Source organism: Chromobacterium aquaticum, assembly GCF_021129195.1.
GTDB lineage: Bacteria > Pseudomonadota > Gammaproteobacteria > Burkholderiales > Chromobacteriaceae > Chromobacterium > Chromobacterium aquaticum.
Genome location: NZ_JAJOHW010000008.1, coordinates 20935 through 38137, shown reverse-complemented (window position 1 = coordinate 38137; position 17203 = coordinate 20935). Strand labels below are relative to the sequence as shown.

Annotated in this window: 15 protein-coding genes; 5 read left to right on the top strand and 10 right to left on the bottom strand. The window is 62.3% G+C overall.

Going from position 1 to position 17203, the window contains the following annotated elements:
- The 3 genes from LQT98_RS01355 to LQT98_RS01345 form a co-directional block, all read left to right on the top strand.
- Positions 1 to 369: hypothetical protein (locus LQT98_RS01355; protein ID WP_231460861.1), on the top strand; the 369-nt coding region annotated here is incomplete at its 5' end.
- Between the two features lie 129 nt (positions 370 to 498).
- The gene (gene nirJ / locus LQT98_RS01350; RefSeq protein ID WP_231460860.1) at positions 499 to 1710 is read left to right on the top strand and encodes a heme d1 biosynthesis radical SAM protein NirJ; all 1212 of its coding nucleotides are present in this window, start codon (positions 499 to 501) and stop codon (positions 1708 to 1710) included.
- A gap of 213 nt (positions 1711 to 1923) precedes the next feature.
- Positions 1924 to 2613 (top strand): Crp/Fnr family transcriptional regulator, encoded by a 690-nt coding sequence (locus LQT98_RS01345; RefSeq protein ID WP_048408594.1) that lies wholly within the window; start codon positions 1924 to 1926, stop codon positions 2611 to 2613.
- Positions 2614 to 2860: 247 nt separating this feature from the next.
- Here the strand turns inward: LQT98_RS01345 and LQT98_RS01340 are convergent, their stop codons facing one another.
- The 8 genes from LQT98_RS01340 to LQT98_RS01305 all read right to left on the bottom strand — a co-directional run bounded on the left by LQT98_RS01340 (position 2861) and on the right by LQT98_RS01305 (position 14300).
- Positions 2861 to 3220 (bottom strand): hypothetical protein, encoded by a 360-nt coding sequence (locus LQT98_RS01340; RefSeq protein WP_231460859.1) that lies wholly within the window; start codon positions 3218 to 3220, stop codon positions 2861 to 2863.
- A 23-nt stretch (positions 3221 to 3243) separates the two neighbouring features.
- Positions 3244 to 3624 carry a hypothetical protein gene (locus tag LQT98_RS01335; RefSeq protein WP_231460858.1) on the bottom strand — a complete coding sequence of 127 codons (381 nt, stop codon included), beginning with the start codon at positions 3622 to 3624 and terminating at the stop codon, positions 3244 to 3246.
- A gap of 537 nt (positions 3625 to 4161) precedes the next feature.
- Positions 4162 to 5568 (bottom strand): reverse transcriptase domain-containing protein, encoded by a 1407-nt coding sequence (locus LQT98_RS01330; protein ID WP_231460857.1) that lies wholly within the window; start codon positions 5566 to 5568, stop codon positions 4162 to 4164.
- A gap of 1 nt (position 5569) precedes the next feature.
- Positions 5570 to 6169 carry an SLATT domain-containing protein gene (locus tag LQT98_RS01325; protein WP_231460856.1) on the bottom strand — a complete coding sequence of 200 codons (600 nt, stop codon included), beginning with the start codon at positions 6167 to 6169 and terminating at the stop codon, positions 5570 to 5572.
- A 511-nt stretch (positions 6170 to 6680) separates the two neighbouring features.
- On the bottom strand, positions 6681 to 8252 hold the full coding sequence (locus tag LQT98_RS01320; RefSeq protein WP_231460855.1) for a sensor domain-containing diguanylate cyclase: 1572 nt from the start codon (positions 8250 to 8252) through the stop codon (positions 6681 to 6683).
- 342 nt (positions 8253 to 8594) lie between these two features.
- A complete protein-coding gene (locus LQT98_RS01315; protein WP_231460854.1) occupies positions 8595 to 9995 on the bottom strand; it encodes an efflux transporter outer membrane subunit in 1401 nt (466 codons plus the stop codon).
- 3 nt (positions 9996 to 9998) lie between these two features.
- A complete protein-coding gene (locus tag LQT98_RS01310) occupies positions 9999 to 13139 on the bottom strand; it encodes an efflux RND transporter permease subunit (protein ID WP_231460853.1) in 3141 nt (1046 codons plus the stop codon).
- Positions 13140 to 13157: 18 nt separating this feature from the next.
- Complete coding sequence (locus LQT98_RS01305) at positions 13158 to 14300, bottom strand: efflux RND transporter periplasmic adaptor subunit (RefSeq protein WP_231460852.1); 1143 nt, start codon at positions 14298 to 14300, stop codon at positions 13158 to 13160.
- A gap of 133 nt (positions 14301 to 14433) precedes the next feature.
- Here LQT98_RS01305 and LQT98_RS01300 point away from each other — a divergent pair, with 133 nt between their 5' ends.
- Together LQT98_RS01300 and LQT98_RS01295 are read left to right on the top strand one after the other, a co-directional pair.
- Entirely contained in the window at positions 14434 to 15171 is a 738-nt protein-coding gene (locus tag LQT98_RS01300; RefSeq protein WP_231460851.1) for a response regulator, read from the top strand.
- Positions 15168 to 16226, top strand: coding sequence for an ATP-binding protein (locus tag LQT98_RS01295; protein ID WP_231460850.1), 1059 nt, complete (start codon positions 15168 to 15170; stop codon positions 16224 to 16226). The genes LQT98_RS01300 and LQT98_RS01295 overlap by 4 nt, the downstream gene beginning before the upstream one ends.
- A 15-nt stretch (positions 16227 to 16241) precedes the next feature.
- On the opposite strand, the gene LQT98_RS01290 is transcribed toward LQT98_RS01295, so the two are convergent.
- Together LQT98_RS01290 and LQT98_RS01285 are read right to left on the bottom strand one after the other, a co-directional pair.
- Positions 16242 to 16694, bottom strand: a complete 453-nt coding sequence (locus tag LQT98_RS01290; RefSeq protein WP_231460849.1) for a GNAT family N-acetyltransferase — start codon at positions 16692 to 16694, stop codon at positions 16242 to 16244.
- Between the two features lie 4 nt (positions 16695 to 16698).
- Complete coding sequence (locus LQT98_RS01285; RefSeq protein WP_156183740.1) at positions 16699 to 17199, bottom strand: hypothetical protein; 501 nt, start codon at positions 17197 to 17199, stop codon at positions 16699 to 16701.
- Positions 17200 to 17203: the final 4 nt, after the last annotated feature.

The following is a 17203-nucleotide window of genomic DNA, read 5'->3' as shown; positions in this document are numbered from 1 at the left end:
CTCGACCCCGCCACCGGCCTGTTCGACCCCAAGCGCAAGGCCGCCGCCGAAGCCGAGGCCAAAGCCGCGCGCGAACGGGCCGAGCTGACCCCACCTTTCCCCAATGCGCTGCCCATCGGCGCGCTGCGCCGCAGCGGCGACGTGCCCAATGTCAACGCCCACTGGCGGCCGCGGCCGCCCAAGGGCTGCGTGCCCTGGGGCAGCACCCATCCCACCACCTACTGCACCGCCGGCCAGCCGCTGCCCTTACTCGACGTCGCCTTCCCGCTGCCATGGTGGCAGCAATGGCTGAGCAAGGAATGGAAGGTCTACCGGCCCACCGAGGTGGAATGGGAACTGGTGCGCTACCAACTGCCGCCCGAGGCTTGAGCGGGGGGGGTAAAAACCAATTGAGTCACGGGCAGATGGCTAAATCGCTACTATTTCATTTGACCCGCATCAAGGAGCCGCCGCCGCCGCCAGCCGCACACTGAGCCATCTTCCCGCGTGGAGCCGGCCATGTTGCGACTGACCCAATACCTGCGGCTGCTGTGCGAGCCGGCGGCCATCCCGCCGCCAGGGCGCGCGATGCCGGCCGGGCCGCAAGGACCGGTAGTGATCTGGAACCTGATCCGCCGCTGCAACCTCACCTGCCAGCACTGCTACTCCACCTCCGCCAACCGCGACTTCGCCGGCGAACTGAGCACCGACGAAGCCTATGCGGTGCTGGACGACCTCAAAGCCTACGGCGTGCGCGTGCTGATCCTGTCCGGCGGCGAACCGCTGCTGCGGCCGGACCTGCCGGCCATTGCCCGGCGCGCCAAGGCGCTGGGTTTCTATATCGGCCTGTCCAGCAACGGCACCCTGATAGACGAGGCCGCCACCACCACGCTGGCCGACATCGGCTTTGATTACGTCGGCGTCAGCCTGGACGGCATCGGCGCCACCCATGACCGCTTCCGGCGGCTGGACGGCGGCTTTGAACTGGCGCTGCGCGGCCTGCGGCTGGCGCGCGACGCCGGCCTGAAAGTGGGCATCCGCTACACCATGACCGAAGACAACGCCGCGGACCTGCCGGCGCTGCTGCAACTGATGGCGGACGAAGCCATCGACAAGTTCTACTTCTCCCACCTCAACTACGCCGGGCGCGGCAACAAACACCGCGCCGACGACGCCCGCCACACCCGCAGCCGCTGGGCGCTGGAACTGCTGATCCAGCAAGCGCTGGCGCAGATCCAGGCCGGCCAGCCGCGTGACTTCGTCACCGGCAACAACGACGCGGACGGTGTCTACCTGCTGCACTGGGCGCGCCGGCACTACCCGGAGCGCGCCGACGCGCTGCTGCGGGCGCTGCGGCGTTGGGGCGGCAACGCCAGCGGCGTCAACATCGCCAATATCGACAACCTGGGCAATGTGCACCCGGACACCATGTGGTGGAAAGTGACGCTGGGCAATGTGCGCGAACAGCCGTTTTCCGCGATCTGGCAACAGCCGCGGCACCCGCTGATGAGCGGCCTGCGCCAATCCCCGCGCCCGGTGGCCGGCCGCTGCGGCGCTTGCGCCCATCTGGCCATCTGCAACGGCAATACCCGAGTGCGCGCCTGGGAACTGAGCGGAGACTTCTGGGCGGCGGACCCGGCCTGTTATCTGAGCGATATGGAAATCGGCGTGGAGCCGGGCCGCCACGCGCGGCCGGAGCTGACGCCGTGGAGCCGGCAAGCCCGGTCCTAAATGAGTCGCTAACAAAATCGCGCAGCGTAGTTGAGCCAAGGCGCGCCGACGCAGGCAGTACAAGTAGTACGACAAGGAGGCGCAACGCAGGATCAGCGGTTTTGTTGGCGGCTCTAATCACATCGAACTAGGCGGCTGCTGCCAATGGCCCATGGTCCTTGGCGGAGCGCGCTTTTATAGTGAGAACCTACCCCATCATCGAGCCAAACCGTCATGAGCCATCTGGACATTCCCTCCTTCCTGCGCCACCAGCCGCTGTTCCAGCAACTGTCCCCGGAGCAAATCCAGGCGCTGGTGCCGCACACCCAAGAACTGCGCGGCCTCAAGGGCCAGGTGATCTTCCAGAAGGGCGACCCCTGCGACGGCATGTTCCTGGTGGTGTACGGCCGGGTGAAGCTGGCGTTGTCCTCGGCGCAGGGCAGCGAGAAAGTGATGGAAATCATCCACCCCGGCCAGAGCTTCGCCGAGGCGGTGATGTTCCTGGGCCGGCCCTGCCCGGTGATGGCGCAGTTCCTGGAAGACGGCATGCTGCTGAAAGTGGAAGCGGCCGGCATTCTGCAAGCAATAGACCACGACCCGGCGTTTGCCCGGCGCTTGCTGGCCGGCCTGTCGCTGCGGCTGCACGGCCTGGTGCGGGACGTGGAGCGCTACTCCATCGAAAGCTCCTTGCAGCGGGTGATAGGTTATCTGCTGCAACACATCCCGGAAGACGGCGGCAGCCTCACGCCGCAGGTATCGCTGCCGGTGAACAAAAGCCTGATCGCGTCCCGGCTCAACCTGACGCCGGAAACCTTCTCGCGCATGCTGCACCAGTTGATCGAGGCGGAGCTGATCCAGGTGGATGGGCGCGATATTACCTTGGTGGATGTGGAGCGGCTGAAGGCCTTCGGCAACTGCGCCTAGGATTTGGCGGCTGTTTGTGGTGTTGTGTTCACTGCGCGGATGATGCTCTAGGGCCGGTTCCGCCCTGCCTGAGCGAGGCAAGCACCGTCGCGAGGGAGTCAAGCAGGGAGGAGATAGTGGCTTGGCCAAATATCCCCTCCACCTCTAAAGACCACCCGGCGGCAGGCTTGAAGAGAGCCAGCGCGCGTGGGATTCGTGGTGTCTCGCGTATTTACAGCGCTTCAGGATAGGTACGCATCGTGCCCGTTCAGGGAGGCGCCCCCCCCGGCGCCGGCGCTCCCACCAGAGCCTGGCGCGCCAGCGCCATATTGCTGAACCCCGCCTGCCGATAACACAGCCGCGCGCAAGTATCGCGGTTGCTCCATGCGCCGGACGCCCACATCGCCAGGATGGCGGCGCGGGCGTACTCCTGCTCGCCATACCGTTGCTGCCAACGGCGAAACTCCGCCAGCGCCAGCTGGATCTCCTGAAGAATGGCCGTGGAATTGGCCGGATGGGCCGGGCAGTCGTCCGCCAAGGCAACTACGCCGCTGCGCGCCTCATAAACGATGAGCAAACGCGCGGCGCGCTTGAGCGCGTCGTTGTGCTGCTTCAATAGCTTCATCATGGCAATGCTCCCCATCCGACCGATCAAAACACGCGATTGATGCGCTGCAGCCCCAGCTGCAAACGCTGCTGCACCGGCTCCAGCAAGGCCAGCGCTTCCTCGCTGCTGAACAGCAGCGGCTCGTCACGGCGTTGCAGCAGGGTGAGCAGGGCTTGCAAGCCCAGATGGGCGGCGCGCAGATCGATCGTGCCTTGCAAGAGCAGGGCATCCAGCTCGGCGTGGCTGCGGCTCAATTGCCGGCCCAGCGCGCCCAAGGCCACCATATCGCCAGCGGCGGACGGCAGTTGATGCAGGCATAGGCGCAGTTGTTCCAGCGGCGCGGCGCTGTTGGGGTCGTGCGGTTCTCCTGCGCACAGCGGGCAGGCGGGAGGGGAAAGAGCGGAAGGAAAAGTAGCGAAGGTCATCACGGTCTCCATGTCAGTTTGGAAATCTGCCTAGGCGAGGCTAGGGCAGGCACGTGACAAGGTTGCAAAACCGGCTGACTTTCCAGTGACCGGCAATCCTTTCGGATTCCCTGCCACGGCCCGCCCCGAATGGGTACGGCGTGGCAGCAGACGTAACAGTGCCAAAGCGGACCGTTGTGTCTGCGGGAAAGTCAGTTTTGGGTTTGCAAGCCCTGCGCCGTGTGATTGAGCACGACGCGGGACCAAGCCTAAACAGGCTGGGAGGGGGCGTCAAGGTGGGGGAGGGGAAATGGTTCACCGAACTGTAGTTGCCATGGGTATGGATAGAGAAAAGTTGTAGCTTGTGGCCTCTGCGTGTTTTTTAGATGAGGCTATGGCTGTGTATAAGTAAATATTTTATTTGAATAGAGGTGGGTCATCCTTGGCTTATGTGGGTGATTGGATGCTCGGAACAAAATTTAAAGAGATAAAATCTCTTGCCGGCTTCTAATGATGTGAATTTTTTTGTGCTGTAAAATTAAGTGAGTTACGTTGTTTTTAACTAATGTCTTGTATGTCGCTTTCAAGTTCTTTTGTTGCTTTGCGAATTTTTCGTAAAAACATGCCTTGAATTTCGCTGTCGCTAAAGTTAACTAAATTCTTCACTCCAAAATAGCTTGATAGAATTCTTCTTTGGCTTTGAATGGACTCTGTGTCGAAATTAGGGATATAGCTACTTGATGTTAAGTTTTTGCGTTTGGTTTCATAGTAAGTTCTTACAAATGATCTGACTTCGTATTTTTGGACAGATATGTTAAATCTTTTTAGGAGGTTGCTGATGGTGCCGTCCAGCTTCCAAAGTTGTTCCAAATGATCTTCATCAATTTGAGAGAAGTAGAAAACCCAGCCTTTCCTGGCTTTTTCAAATATGCAGCCAGTTATTCTTAAGTTTAATCGCCACATTAATATGTTTTTTGCGATTATTGTTTTTCTAGTTTTTTCATTTTGCTCCAAGTTCTGTTGGTTGATGTGTTGTATTTTATATTTGTGGGTTGTGAAAATGTCAGCTAGTGAGTCTTCTAATCGTTTGATGGACTCAATTTTTGCTAAGCATTTTTTTTTGCGAAATTTATATCCCAAAAAAAAGAATGAATCTGTAATTTTTCCACAGGTTGTTTTTGTGCTTCCGGCTTCTAAAGGATGTACATCTAGACAGAACTCAGTTTTGAGTTTTTCTATCATGTTTTTTACAATATGAGAAGGGTCTTCATTTGTGAGGATGAGAATGTCGTCAACATAGCGAAGGTATTTTATGTTGTCACAGTTTTTATAGTATTCATCAAATGGGGATAGATATAGTTCAGCTAAAATATTTGAAATAGAAAGCCCTTGTGGTACTCCGCGTTTGTTGGGCTCTGCATTTTTGTCTGCGTATGGAACAGTGGCAGTTGTGATGCACGAACTGATCAGTTTCTTTAGTCTTTCATCAATGGGGGTTAAGTCAAATCTTTGAAAAAGTATAGTCTGATTTATGGAAGGGTAGAAATTCTGTATGTCAAGCTTTGCATAGAAGCTGTATTTATTTTCTTTGATAGATTCTTTTAGCTCGTTAATGACTAATTGGGGGATTTTTAGAGATACTTTCGATTTAAATATTGCATTCAATGAATTGCATAAAACTCGTAAAGCTATTCGATCTCGGAAAGTGGGTATGGATATGACTCTAGGTAATTTGTTCGCCCCTTTTGATATTAATTTTTCACGATACTGAGAAAATTTGTAAGAGCCAGATATTGTTTTTGTATGTAGTATGCCGACGTGTTCGTTGAGCTGAAGCTCAAATTGATTTCTTCCTAATCTGTCAATCCCTATGGCATTGGTTTCCTTAATATGTTCACGATATACACTAAATAAATTTTCTGGTGAGAATTGATTTTCAAAACTGTATTCAATTGCTTCGTTCATTTTATTTTTCCAAAATCAAATAGCTAAAAACAAATAGGGGAAGGAAGTATAAAAAACAAAGGAGAGTAAGTCGAGCTACTGTATGAAAAATGACATAACTCCACTCTCCGTGACTAAGTTTTCGGGTTTGGAGGTTGCTATATAAAAACCTAGCGATGTAGTCGTCGGTGGTAGTGTGATTTTCACAGTTTGAAATTGCAGAGGCGTACTGTTCTTGAGTTGTTTTAATGGCTGTTTTTAGCGAGTCAGAGTCTGTTGTACACAATGCCAAATCAAGTTGATTTATTAGTGTTTGTAGATGAATGTAGTTTTCTTTGAATCTCTGGGCTCTGGCAGAAAATCCCATAGAATTTAAAAGAAATGATAATCCAAAAAGCGTGATGGAAATGATTATTCCCAGGATTGTTCCAATGTCATCTGGGATGATTTTAAACTTAAGAAGGATGACAGATAAAGTTATGCTGTAAATGGAGTATGTCATTAAGAGAAGCTGTGCGTGTAGCTCATTTCTTAATAGGCGTTTTTCAGCTTGGATACGTGCAATACGAGTAAACCAAATACGATCTTTTGTAGTTTCAATAAGATTGATGAGGGATTGCACTGTTGAGTCCAGAGGAGGAATGTTGGGTGGGGTGTGGGAGATGTCGGTTAAATATCGTAAGGATAATTTCCCTGCTTCACTTTCTCAAGTTATTCAGGGACAAATCTAATGATCCATCTATGTCATGAAGACGTAGTGATTTAATACGTTCACCTCTGGATGAGGTTCTGGGTACCCAGCGCTCATCTCCCACGAGGGGAACTATACTCCTTTGGAATTGTGGCGCAAGTAGTAAAATGCGGATTTTTTTTGATTTCTAGGAAGTATACAGATGTGTACTGTTCATAGTTTTGTGTCTCTTGATCACAGTAACAATCCTTAGGTTTTAGCCATTGATAGAGTGTTTGAAGAACAATACTTGTTATGTAAATTATTTGCGCTATCGACGAAGAAAGGTTGCAGCGATGGTTGGATGTTTATTCACTTTAAATTGTGTTTACGGTAAGCATTCACTTGCTATGATGTAGGTTCGGCTTAATGTAATTCTTGCAGTAATCTGTCCAAATTCCCCTCACCCCGCCCCCTCCACCCGATTCCGCCCGTTCGCCTTGGCCCGATACAAGGCTTCGTCCGCACGCTGGACGATGGTTTCGTGGGTGTCGTCCTCTTCCTGCGCGCTGGCCGCGCCTATGCTGACGGTGATGACGCCGGCCACGGTGTCGGAGGCGGCGGATATCGCCGTGCGCACGCGCTCGGCCAGCACCATCGCGCCTTCGGCGTCGGTGTCGGGCAATAACAGCAGAAACTCCTCGCCGCCGTAGCGGGCGGCAAAGTCGGTGGTGCGCGCCACGCTGTGCAGGGTGGCGGCAATCTGTTGCAGCACTTGGTCGCCCACCGCGTGGCCGTAGGTGTCGTTGACGCGCTTGAAGTGGTCGGCGTCCATCAGCAGTACGGCGTAGGGCGCATGGCTGCGGCGGAAACGCTGGTATTCCGCGGTCAGCCGTTCCGCGGCGGCCATGCGGTTGCCCAGGCCGGTCAGCGCGTCGCTGCGCGCCATCTGTTCCAGCAGCGTGGCGCGTTCGGCCAGTTGGCGGTTGGCTTCGCTCAGCGCTTCGGTGCGCTCTTCCACTTTTTTCTCCAGGCTGGCGTTGATGGCGGCCAGTTCGCCGCGGCGCGCCAGCAGGGTGGTGGCCATCTGGCGTATCGCCTGGGACAGTTGCCGCAGTTCGCGCGCGCCGGCGTTAGTGTTCCATTCCACTTGTTCTTCGCCGGCGCTGATGCGCTGGGCGGTGCCGGCCAGGGTTTCCAGCGGACGGCTGAAGGCGCTGGCCAGCCGGTACACCACGACCATCAGCAGCAGGGTGGCGATCCATTCCGGCAGTGCCAGCGTGGCGCGCAGCCGGTTGAGCGCGGCCAGCGCGTGTTGTGGCGGCTGGCGCACGATCACGCGCCAGCCGGGGCCGGGGGCGGCGTCTATCTTGGCGTCGGCATAGAGGTAGGCGTTGCCGTCGGGCCAGTCGCCCTCGTGGTAGCCGGCATTGTCCAGCGGCGCGGGCATGCCGGCCTGGCCGGGCGCGGCGGGCGGGAACAGGGCTTGATTGTTCTGGCCGACGATGAAGACTTGCAGTGCTTCGCCGGCGGTGTTGCGCGGCAGCCGTTCGGCAATCAGCTTATCCACCCAGTCCCAGGCGGTTTGGGCGGCCAGCGCGCCGCGCAGTTTGCCGGCGGCGTCGTGCAGCGGAGCGGCGAACTCGATGCGGGGGGACGGCGGGCCGCCGCTGGCGGAGGCGATGCGGCCGTCCGGCGCGATGACGCCGACCCAGGCGTAGCCGGGGTTGGCTTGCCGGAGCTGTTCCAGGCCGCCGCGCAAGGCGGGGCTGTCCAGCGGCGCGTCGATGAAGACCGGGGTTTGCGCTTGCAGCGTCAGTTCGCGCCGCCGTTGCTGGAGGCCGGCGGCGAGGGATTTGGCGATACCTTGGGCGATGGCTTGCATCACTTCGCCCTTGTCTTGCAGCAGGCGCTGGTTCATCTGCGGTTCCAGGCTGGCGCTGTCTATCAGGGTGGTGACCAGGAACAGGCCGCCAATCAGCAGGCTGAGCCGTAGCCGGAAACTGTCCGGCCAGAGGTAGGAGAGAAGCTTCATCTTGGTGCGGCCAATGGGTGTACAGCTTTATGTTTGTATCCACGGGCGCGGGATTGCAAGGCGGGAGGCGGGGTAAAAAGAACGCGGCCAACTAGGGCCGCGCAAGTGGGGGAGAAAGGGGGAGGCCGCCGGAGCGTGACCGGCGGCGCTTAGAAGCTGTTTACGATCTGCTGCGCGTCGCGGAGCGTTACACGGTGAGTACAACTTCGAAATGCTCATGTACCGCTTGACCATTCCGCTTTCTCAGCCGCAACGCCTTGTCTCGCTCTTGCTCGCGAGACTTTGAACAGGCTCTTAGCGTGGCTAACAAACTCAGTTTCACGGCTGAGTTGCTAGCCGCTGTTATTTTTCGGTGAGGCCGCCGCCCAGCGCCTTGTACAGCGCAATGGCGTTGCTCAGTTCGCCGCGGCGCAGGTCCAGCAGCCCTTGTTGGGCGGCGTAGAGCTGGCGTTGGGCGTCCAGCAGTTCCAGCCGGCCGTCCACGCCGGCGCGGTAGCGCTGGCTGGAGAGTTCCGCGCGGCGTTCGGCGCTGGCCACCGCGCGCGCCTGGGCGTCGATCTGGCGGCTGAAGGTTTCGCGGCCGGCCAGGCCGTCGGCCACTTCACGGAAGGCGATCTGGATTGCGCGTTCGTATTCGGCCACGGCGCTGGATTTGCGCACTTCCGCCAGCCGCAGTTCGGCGCGCAGCCGGCCGCCCTGGAACAGCGGGATGTTGATTTGCGGCGCAAAGCTCCATACGTGCTGGCCGCCGTCGAACAGATTGCGCATGCCGGGGCTGAGGAAGCCGGCGGAGGTGGTCAGCGACAGCCGCGGGAAGAAGGCGGCGCGCGCTGCGCCGATGTCGGCGTTGGCGGCTTGCAGTTGTTGTTCGGCTTGCAGGATGTCCGGGCGGCGGAACAGCAGTTCCGACGGCAGGCCGGTGGCCAGCCGGGTCACCACCGGCTGGCGGTCCAGCGGCAGCGGCTCGGGCAGGTTTTCCGGCGGTTCCGTGCCCAGCAGCAGGCGCAGCGCGTTGCGCGCTTGCTCCGCGGCGCGGGTGCGCGCTTCCAGGTCGGCGTCGGCGCTGGCCACTTGGCCTTCGGCCTGGGCCACGTCCAGGCCGCCGGCTTGTTGCGCGTCCTTGAGCCGGCGCGCCAGTGCCAGCGATTGCCGCCAGTCGGCCTGGGTGTGTTCCGCCAGCGCCAGTTGCTCGCGCGCCAGCCGTTCCGCGAAGTAGGCGTCCGCCACCGCGCCCACCAGGGCGATCTGGGCGGCGCGGCGGCCGTGGTCGGTGGCCAGGTAGCGGGCGAAGGCGGCGTCGGACAGCGCGCGCACGCGGCCGAACAGGTCGATCTCAAACGCGCTGACGCCCACGTTGACGCCGTACTGGTTTTGCACGGCGGCCGGGGTGGCCGGGTCGGTTTCGCGGTTGGCCGGGGTGCGCTGGCGGTTGAGGCCGACGCCGGCGTCCACCGACGGCAGCCGCGCGGCGCGCTGGATGCCGTACTGGGCTTCGGCGGCTTCCACGTTGAGAGCCGCCAGGCGCAGGTCGCGGTTATTGCGCAGCGCCAGGTCGATCAGGCTTTGCAGCCGGCGGTCGCCAAACATGGTGCGCCAGCCCAGGTCGGCGGCGTTGGCGTTGCTGTCCGCCGTTGCGGCGGCGGGGGCGTAGCGGGCCGGCACCGGCAGCTCCGGCTTGAGCAGCGCCGGGGTCAGCGAACAGGCGGAGAGGGCCAGGGCCAGCGGGAGAAGTAGCAATCTCATGGTTTAACTTTCTGTGCCGCCGCCGACGGCGACGGTGCGGCGGGCGGCCCGCCATTGTCCAAAGCGTTGTTGCAGGCTCATCACCACCACGAAGAAGACCGGCACGAAGAAGATGGCCAGCACGGTGGCGGTGACCATGCCGCCGAATACGCCGGTGCCGATGGCGTTCTGGGTTTCGGCGCTGGCGCCGGTGGCCAGCATCAGCGGCACCACGCCCAGGCCGAAGGCCAGCGAGGTCATCAGGATGGGGCGCAGGCGCAGGCGGGAGGCTTGCACCGCGGCGTCCACCAGGCTCTTGCCTTCTTCATGCAGTTGCTTGGCGAACTCGATGATGAGGATGGCGTTTTTGGCGGACAGGCCAATCACGGTGATCATGCCCACTTTGAAGAACACGTCGTTGGGCATGCCGCGCAGCATCACCGCGCCAATCGCGCCGATCAGGCCCAGCGGCACCACCAGCATCACCGATAGCGGGATGGCCCAGCTTTCGTACAGCGCGGCCAGCACCAGGAACACCACGATCATGGACAGGGCCATCAGCATGGGCGCCTGGGAGGCGGACTGGCGTTCTTGCAGCGATTGGCCGGTCCATTCCACCGCGAAGCCGGGCGGCAGTTGCGCCGCCAGGCGTTCCATTTCGGCCATGGCCGCGCCGCTGGAGTAGCCGGGGGCGGCGCCGCCGGAGAGGCGGGCGGAGGGGTAGCCCTGGAAGCGCACCAGTTGCAGCGGGGTTTCGGACCAGGCCGGGCGCACCACTTCGGACAGCGGCACCATGCCGCCGTTGACGTTGCGCACGTAGAGCTTGAGCACATTGTCCAGTTGCATGCGCGAGGGCGCGTCGGCCTGGATGATCACTTGCTGCATGCGGCCGGCGTTGGGGAAGTCGTTGACATAGGTGGAGCCCATGGCGGTGGACAGGGTGTCGCTGATGCTGGCGAAGGGCACGCCCAGCGCTTCGGCCTTTTGGCGGTCTATGTCCAGGCGCACGCTGGTGCCGGCCGGCAGGCTGTCCGGGTAGACGCCGTGGACGATCTTGCTGCGGGCGGCCAGTTCCAGCAGTTTGGCTTCGGCCGCTTTCAGCGCGGCATGGCCATGGTTGGCGCGGTCTTGCAGCCGCAGGGTGAAGCCGGAGCTGGTGCCCAGTTCGTCAATGGCCGGCGGCAGCAGGCTCATCACCGTGCCTTCGGTCACGCCGGCCATCGCGTGTTGGGCGCGCATGGCTTCTTCCACGGTGCTGGCCTGGCCGCGCTGTTTCCAGTCCTTGAGCACGGCGAAGTTCAGCGCCGCGTTGGGGCCGGAGCCGGAGAAGCCGTAGCCGCCGATGGAAATGCTCGATTCGATCGCAGGGCGCGTCGCCAGATGATCATCGAGTTTCTTAACCACGTCCCGCGTGCGTTCGGCGGTGGCGTCGGCGGGCAGTTGAAAACTGGTCATGAAATAGCCCTGGTCTTCTTCCGGCAGGAAGGAGGAGGGCAGGGTCTTGAAGCCGGCGGCCAGCGCGCCGGAAATCACCAGGAACAGCAGCATCACGCGGCCGGCGCGGCCGATCAGCCGGCCGACGCGTTGTTCGTACCAGTCGGTCAGGCGTTCGAAGCGGCGGTTGAACCAGCCGAAGAAGCCGCGCTTTTCATGGTGTCCCTGCGGGATGGGCTTGAGCATGGTGGCGCACAGCGCCGGGGTCAGCGTCAGCGCCAGCAGCGCGGAGAACAGGATGGACACGGCCATGGCCAGCGAGAATTGCTGGTAGATCACGCCGACGGAGCCGCTGGACAGCGCCATGGGGATGAAGACGGCGGTGAGCACCAGGGTGATGCCGATGATGGCGCCGGTGATTTCCTTCATCGCCTTGATGGTGGCGTCCTTGGGCGACAGGCCTTCTTCCGCCATCAGCCGTTCCACGTTTTCCACCACCACGATGGCGTCGTCCACGATGATGCCGATGGCCAGCACCATGCCGAACATGGTCAGCACATTGATGGAGAAGCCGGCGGCCAGCATCACGGCGAAGGTGCCCAGCATGGCCACCGGGGCGACGATGGAGGGTATCAGGGTGTAGCGCACGTTTTGCAGGAACAGATACATCACCAGGAAGACCAGCACCATCGCTTCCAGCAGGGTCTTGATCACTTTCTCGATGGAGATCTTGACGAAGGGGGCGGTGTCGAAGGGCACCGAGTAGCTGATGCCGGCCGGCATGGCCTTGCTCAGCTCGGCCAGCCGCGTGCGCACCGCTTCCGCGGTCTTGACCGCGTTGGCGCCCGGCGCCAGTTGCACGCCGGCGAAGGAGGCGGGCTTGCCGTTTCCGCGGCTGACGAAGTTATAGCCCTGGGAGCCGATCTCCACTCGCGCCACGTCGCCCAGCACTACCTTGGAGCCGTTGGCGTTGGCGCGCAGCACGATGGCGGCGAATTCTTCCGGCGAGGACAACTGGCCTTGCACGGTGAGCGGCACGGTGACGCGCTGGCCGGGCAGGGTGGGCGAGGCGCCCAGGCTGCCGGGGGCGATCTGCACGTTTTGCTGGGCGATGGCGGCGGAGAGTTCGCTCATGGACAAGCCGTAGGTGATCAGCTTGGCCGGGTCCACCCACACGCGCATCGCTTGTTCGGTGCCGAACTGCTGCACGCGGCCCACGCCTTCGATGCGGCGCAGTTCTTCGGCGATATTGCGCGACAGGTAGTCGCTGAGCGCGCCTTCGTCGAAGTGGCCGCTATCCGAGCGCAGGCCGATCAGCATCAGGAAGCCGGAGGAGGCGGATTCCACGATCAGGCCGTTCTGGCGCACCGCCGCCGGCAGCCGCGGCTCGATGGACTTGAGCTTGTTCTGCACGTCCACCTGGGCCAGTTCCGGGTCCGTGCCCGGCTTGAAGGTGACGGTGATCTGGGAGATGCCGGAGGTGTCGGCCGAGGATTCGAAGTACAGCAGGTTCTTGACCCCGGACAGTTCGCGTTCGATCAGGCTGAGCACGCCGTCGCTCATGGTCTTGGGCGTGGCGCCGGGGTAGCTGGCGGTGATGGTGACCGAGGGCGGCGCCACCGAGGGGTAGCGCGCGATCGGCAGTTGGGGAATGGCGATCACCCCCAGCAGGATGATGAACAGGGCAACCACCCAGGCGAAGATGGGGCGGCGGATGAAGAATTGAGACATGACGGCGCTTCCCTTCGCTCAGTGCTTGGCGGCCGCGGGCGCGGCTTCGCGGGCGGCTACCGCCGCGCCGTCGGCAAGGCGTTCCATGCCTTCCACCACGACCTTTTGCCCGGCGCGCAGGCCGGAGCGGATGCGGTACTGGCGGTTGGCCAGTTCGCCCAGTTCCACCACGCTGAGCCGCGCCTGGTTCTTGGCGTCCACGGTCCACAGCTGGGTCTTGCCGCCGATGCGCACCACTGCTTGTTGCGGCACGGTCAGCGCGTCGGCGTATTGGGCGCGCGGCACGCGGGCGCGCACGAACATGCCGGGCAGCAGCCGCCGTTCCGGGTTGTCCACCAGCACGCGCAGCAGCACGTCGCCGGTGCCGGCATCGACGTTGACGCCGGAGAACAGGATGCGGCCGTTGAGGCCGTAAGGCGCGCCGTTGTCGCGCAGGATGGACACCGGCAGGCCGTGGCCGCTGCTGTCGGGCTGGGCGGCCAGGCTTTGGCGCACGGCTTCCAGCGCCGCCGCCGGCTGGCGCACGTCCACGTAAACCTGGTCTATCTGTTGAATGCGCGCCATCGGGGCGCCGTCGGCGCCGCCCACCAGCGCGCCCTCGGTGACCAGGGCCTGGTCGATGCGGCCGGAGATCGGCGCTTCCACGCTGGAGAATTTCAGGTCCAGCTGGCGGCGCGCCAGCGCGGCGCGCGCCTGGGCCACGTCGGCGGCGGCCTGGTCGCGCTGGGACACGGCGTCGTCGTAGACCTGGCGGCTGATGGCGTCGGTTTCCACCAGCGGCTTGAGGCGGGCGGTTTGCACTTTGGCGCGCGCCAGCGCGGCCTCAGCGCGTTGCAGCGCGGCGGCGGCGGTGTCCACTTCCGCCTTGAACGGCGCCGGGTTGATCTGGAACAGCGGCTGGCCGGCGCGCACTTCGGTGCCTTGCTCAAATTGCCGGCGCAGCACGATGCCGCTGACTTGCGGCCGGATTTCCGCCACCCGCAGCGCGGCCACGCGGCCGGGCAGGTCTTCGCTCAGTTTGAGCGGCGCCGCTTGCGCGGTCTGGGTCAGCACCGGCAGCGGCTGCGGCGCCGCATGTTGTTCCGCTTGGCCGCAGGCGGTCAGCAGCGTTGCCGTCAGCAGGCAGCAGATGCCGTGGCGGCAGCTTTGTTCTAGGGTCATATCCACTCCAATCACGCATGGGCAGCACGCTGCCCGTAAAAATTAGGCGGCAGTATGCCAATGCAGGATGGGGTTTCCCGTGTGGTAGCATGGAGATTCGATGGAGATGCAAACAGGATGCGAAATCGGCGCCATGACTTCCACAATGCGGCCGCCCGGCGCGGCTCAAGACCGCCAGGCCCTGATCCTCGTCGCTGAGGATGAACCCGAGATCGCGGAGATCCTCACCGCCTATCTGACGCGCAGCGGCATGCGCTGCGTGCACGCGGCCAACGGCCGGCAAGCGCTGGAGCTGCATTTGTCGCTGAAGCCGGATCTGGTGTTGCTGGATGTGCAGATGCCCCATGTCGACGGCTGGCAGGTGCTGGCCGAGGTGCGCCACCGCGGCGATACGCCGGTGATCATGCTGACGGCGCTGGATCAGGACATCGACAAGCTGATGGGCTTGCGCATCGGCGCCGACGATTACGTGGTCAAGCCTTTCAATCCGGCGGAGGTGGTGGCGCGCGCGCAGGCGGTGCTGCGCCGCTCCATGTCGTCCGCGCGCCAGGCGGAGCCGCGGGTGCTGCGCGCGGCGCCGTTCGAGATTGATCTGGAAAACCACGAGGTGGCGGTGATGGCGGGCAAGCAGCGCCATGTGCTGAGCTTGACGCTGACCGAATTCAAGCTGCTGGTGCAATTGGCGCGTTCGCCGCGGCGGGTGTTCAGCCGCGCCGAACTGCTGGCCGCCTGCCTGCCGGAAGGCGACGCGCTGGAGCGCACCGTGGACAGCCATATCAGCAAGCTGCGCAAGAAGCTGGAGGAGCGCGGCGTGGACGGCGTGCCGGTGGGCGTGCGCGGCGTGGGCTACAAGCTGTGGGGCGCGGAATGAGGCTGGCGGGGCTGAGCCGGCAGATCGCGCTGTCGATGGCGACGATGGCTTTCTGCGTGACCGTGCTGGTGGTGGTGACCGGCTTCTCTTTCTACTATGTGGCGATGACTTACTGGCCGGTGCATTTCGAGACGCCGGGCTGGAAGATGACGATGCCGGAGTGGGTGTGGCTGCTGTCCAGCACGATGGCCGGCCTGGCGCTGTCGGTGGTGATGGGCTTGCGCCTGGCGCGCCGCATCCTGGTGCCGCTCAATTCGGTGGCGGAGAGCATACGCCGCGTCGCCCAGGGCGATCTGGACGCGCGCGCCACGGCCGGCGACCGTTCGCTGCGCGAGGCGGCGGCGCTGGCCGACGATTTCAACGCGCTGGCGGACCAGTTGCAGCGCATGACCAAGGAGCAGACGTTCTGGAACGCCGCCATCGCCCATGAGCTGCGCACGCCGGTCACGGTGTTGCGCGGCCGCTTGCAGGGGCTGGCGGAAGGGGTGTTCACGCCGGATGAAAGCCAGTTCCGCCGTTTGCTGGTGCAGGTGGAAGGCCTGGCGCAGTTGATCGAGGATTTGCGGGTGATCAGCCTGGCGGAAAGCGGGCATCTGGATATCGAGCTGCGCGACACCGATCTGGGCGCCGAAGTGCGCGCGGTGGTGGAGGTGTTCGAGGACGCCTTGTTGGCGGCCGGGCAGCAAGCGGTGCTGGACCTGGACGGCCAGATGGCGCGCTGCGACCCGGTGCGCATCCGCCAGGCCTTGCTGGCCTTGCTGGACAATGCCCGCCGTTATGCGGCGCCCGGCGCGATCCGCATCCAGACCCGGCTGAGCGATGGCCAGTGCCTGCTGCGGGTGGAGGATGAGGGGCCGGGGATTGCGGAGGAACTCGCGCCGCATGTGTTCGAGGCTTTCTGGCGCGCCGACGGCGCGCGCCAAAGAGGCAAGGGCGGCAGCGGCCTGGGGCTGGCGGTGGTGGCCGCCATCGCGCTGGCTCACGGCGGCGAGGCCCGTTGCAGCCGCGTGGGCGGCGGCAGCCGCTTTGAGCTGGTGTGGCCGCAGCCGGAATGAGCCTGGCCGGGCCTGCTAGCCGGCCCGGCGTTCAGCCCATTTCATGAACACGATTTCCGGGTCGCCATCGTCCAGATTGTCGATGCGCCCGCTTTCCCTGAAGCCCAGCTTATCCAGCAAGCGCCGCATCGGCAGATTGGAAGCATTGCTGGAGGTGAACAGCTTGTCGCCCGCGCAGCGCGTTTCCAACGCGCTCATCAACGCGTGGCCGACGCCGCGGCCTCTGGCGGTTTCCGCTACCATCAGCAGCGCGACAAAATGCTGTTGGAAGAAGGAGCGGTCCAGGATGCCGTAGCCCCGCACCTCCGCGGCTTCAGCCAGCCAGCAGCTTTGCGCGGCGATGGCCTCGCCCAGCATCTGGCGCCGGCCTGGTTCTCGCTGCGCGATGGGGTCGATGCTGATCAGCGCGGACAGGTCCGCCGCTTGCGCGCGCCGTATCTTGATATCCATTTCTTGCATGGTTTGCATGTGGTCATGCCGCGCCCGCTTTCAAGGCCGCGTTGATGATTTTCCACTGCCGGGCGGCGCCGGCGATGAATAGCAGCAGCAAGACGCCGGTGGCGATCTGGAGGCTGGGCGCGTCCGGGCTGCTCAGCAGCGGATGGCCCAGGGGCAGCCGGGTGGAGGTTTCGGTGATGGCCGGAATCCAGTGGAACAGGAAGGTGGCGGAGAGGCCGATGGCGGACACATGGGCGGCCTTGCCGCCGAAGACGCCTTTGAATTCGGCCAGCAAGGCCAGCAGCAGGGTGGCCAGCGTGATCAGGGCCAGCGCGTGCGGCTTGCCGAAGCCGCCATGCTGAAAAATGCCCAGGGCGGTGACGCAGCTGATCAAGGTGCCGATCACATAAGCCTGGCCCAGGCGGTTGCGCGGGCTGATCCTGCCGTCGCGCCACAGCGCGACGGCGCCGAAGACGACCGCCAGCAGGCTGATGATGGTGTGGAATACGCCTAAGGGGGTGAGTCCGAATAGCATGCTG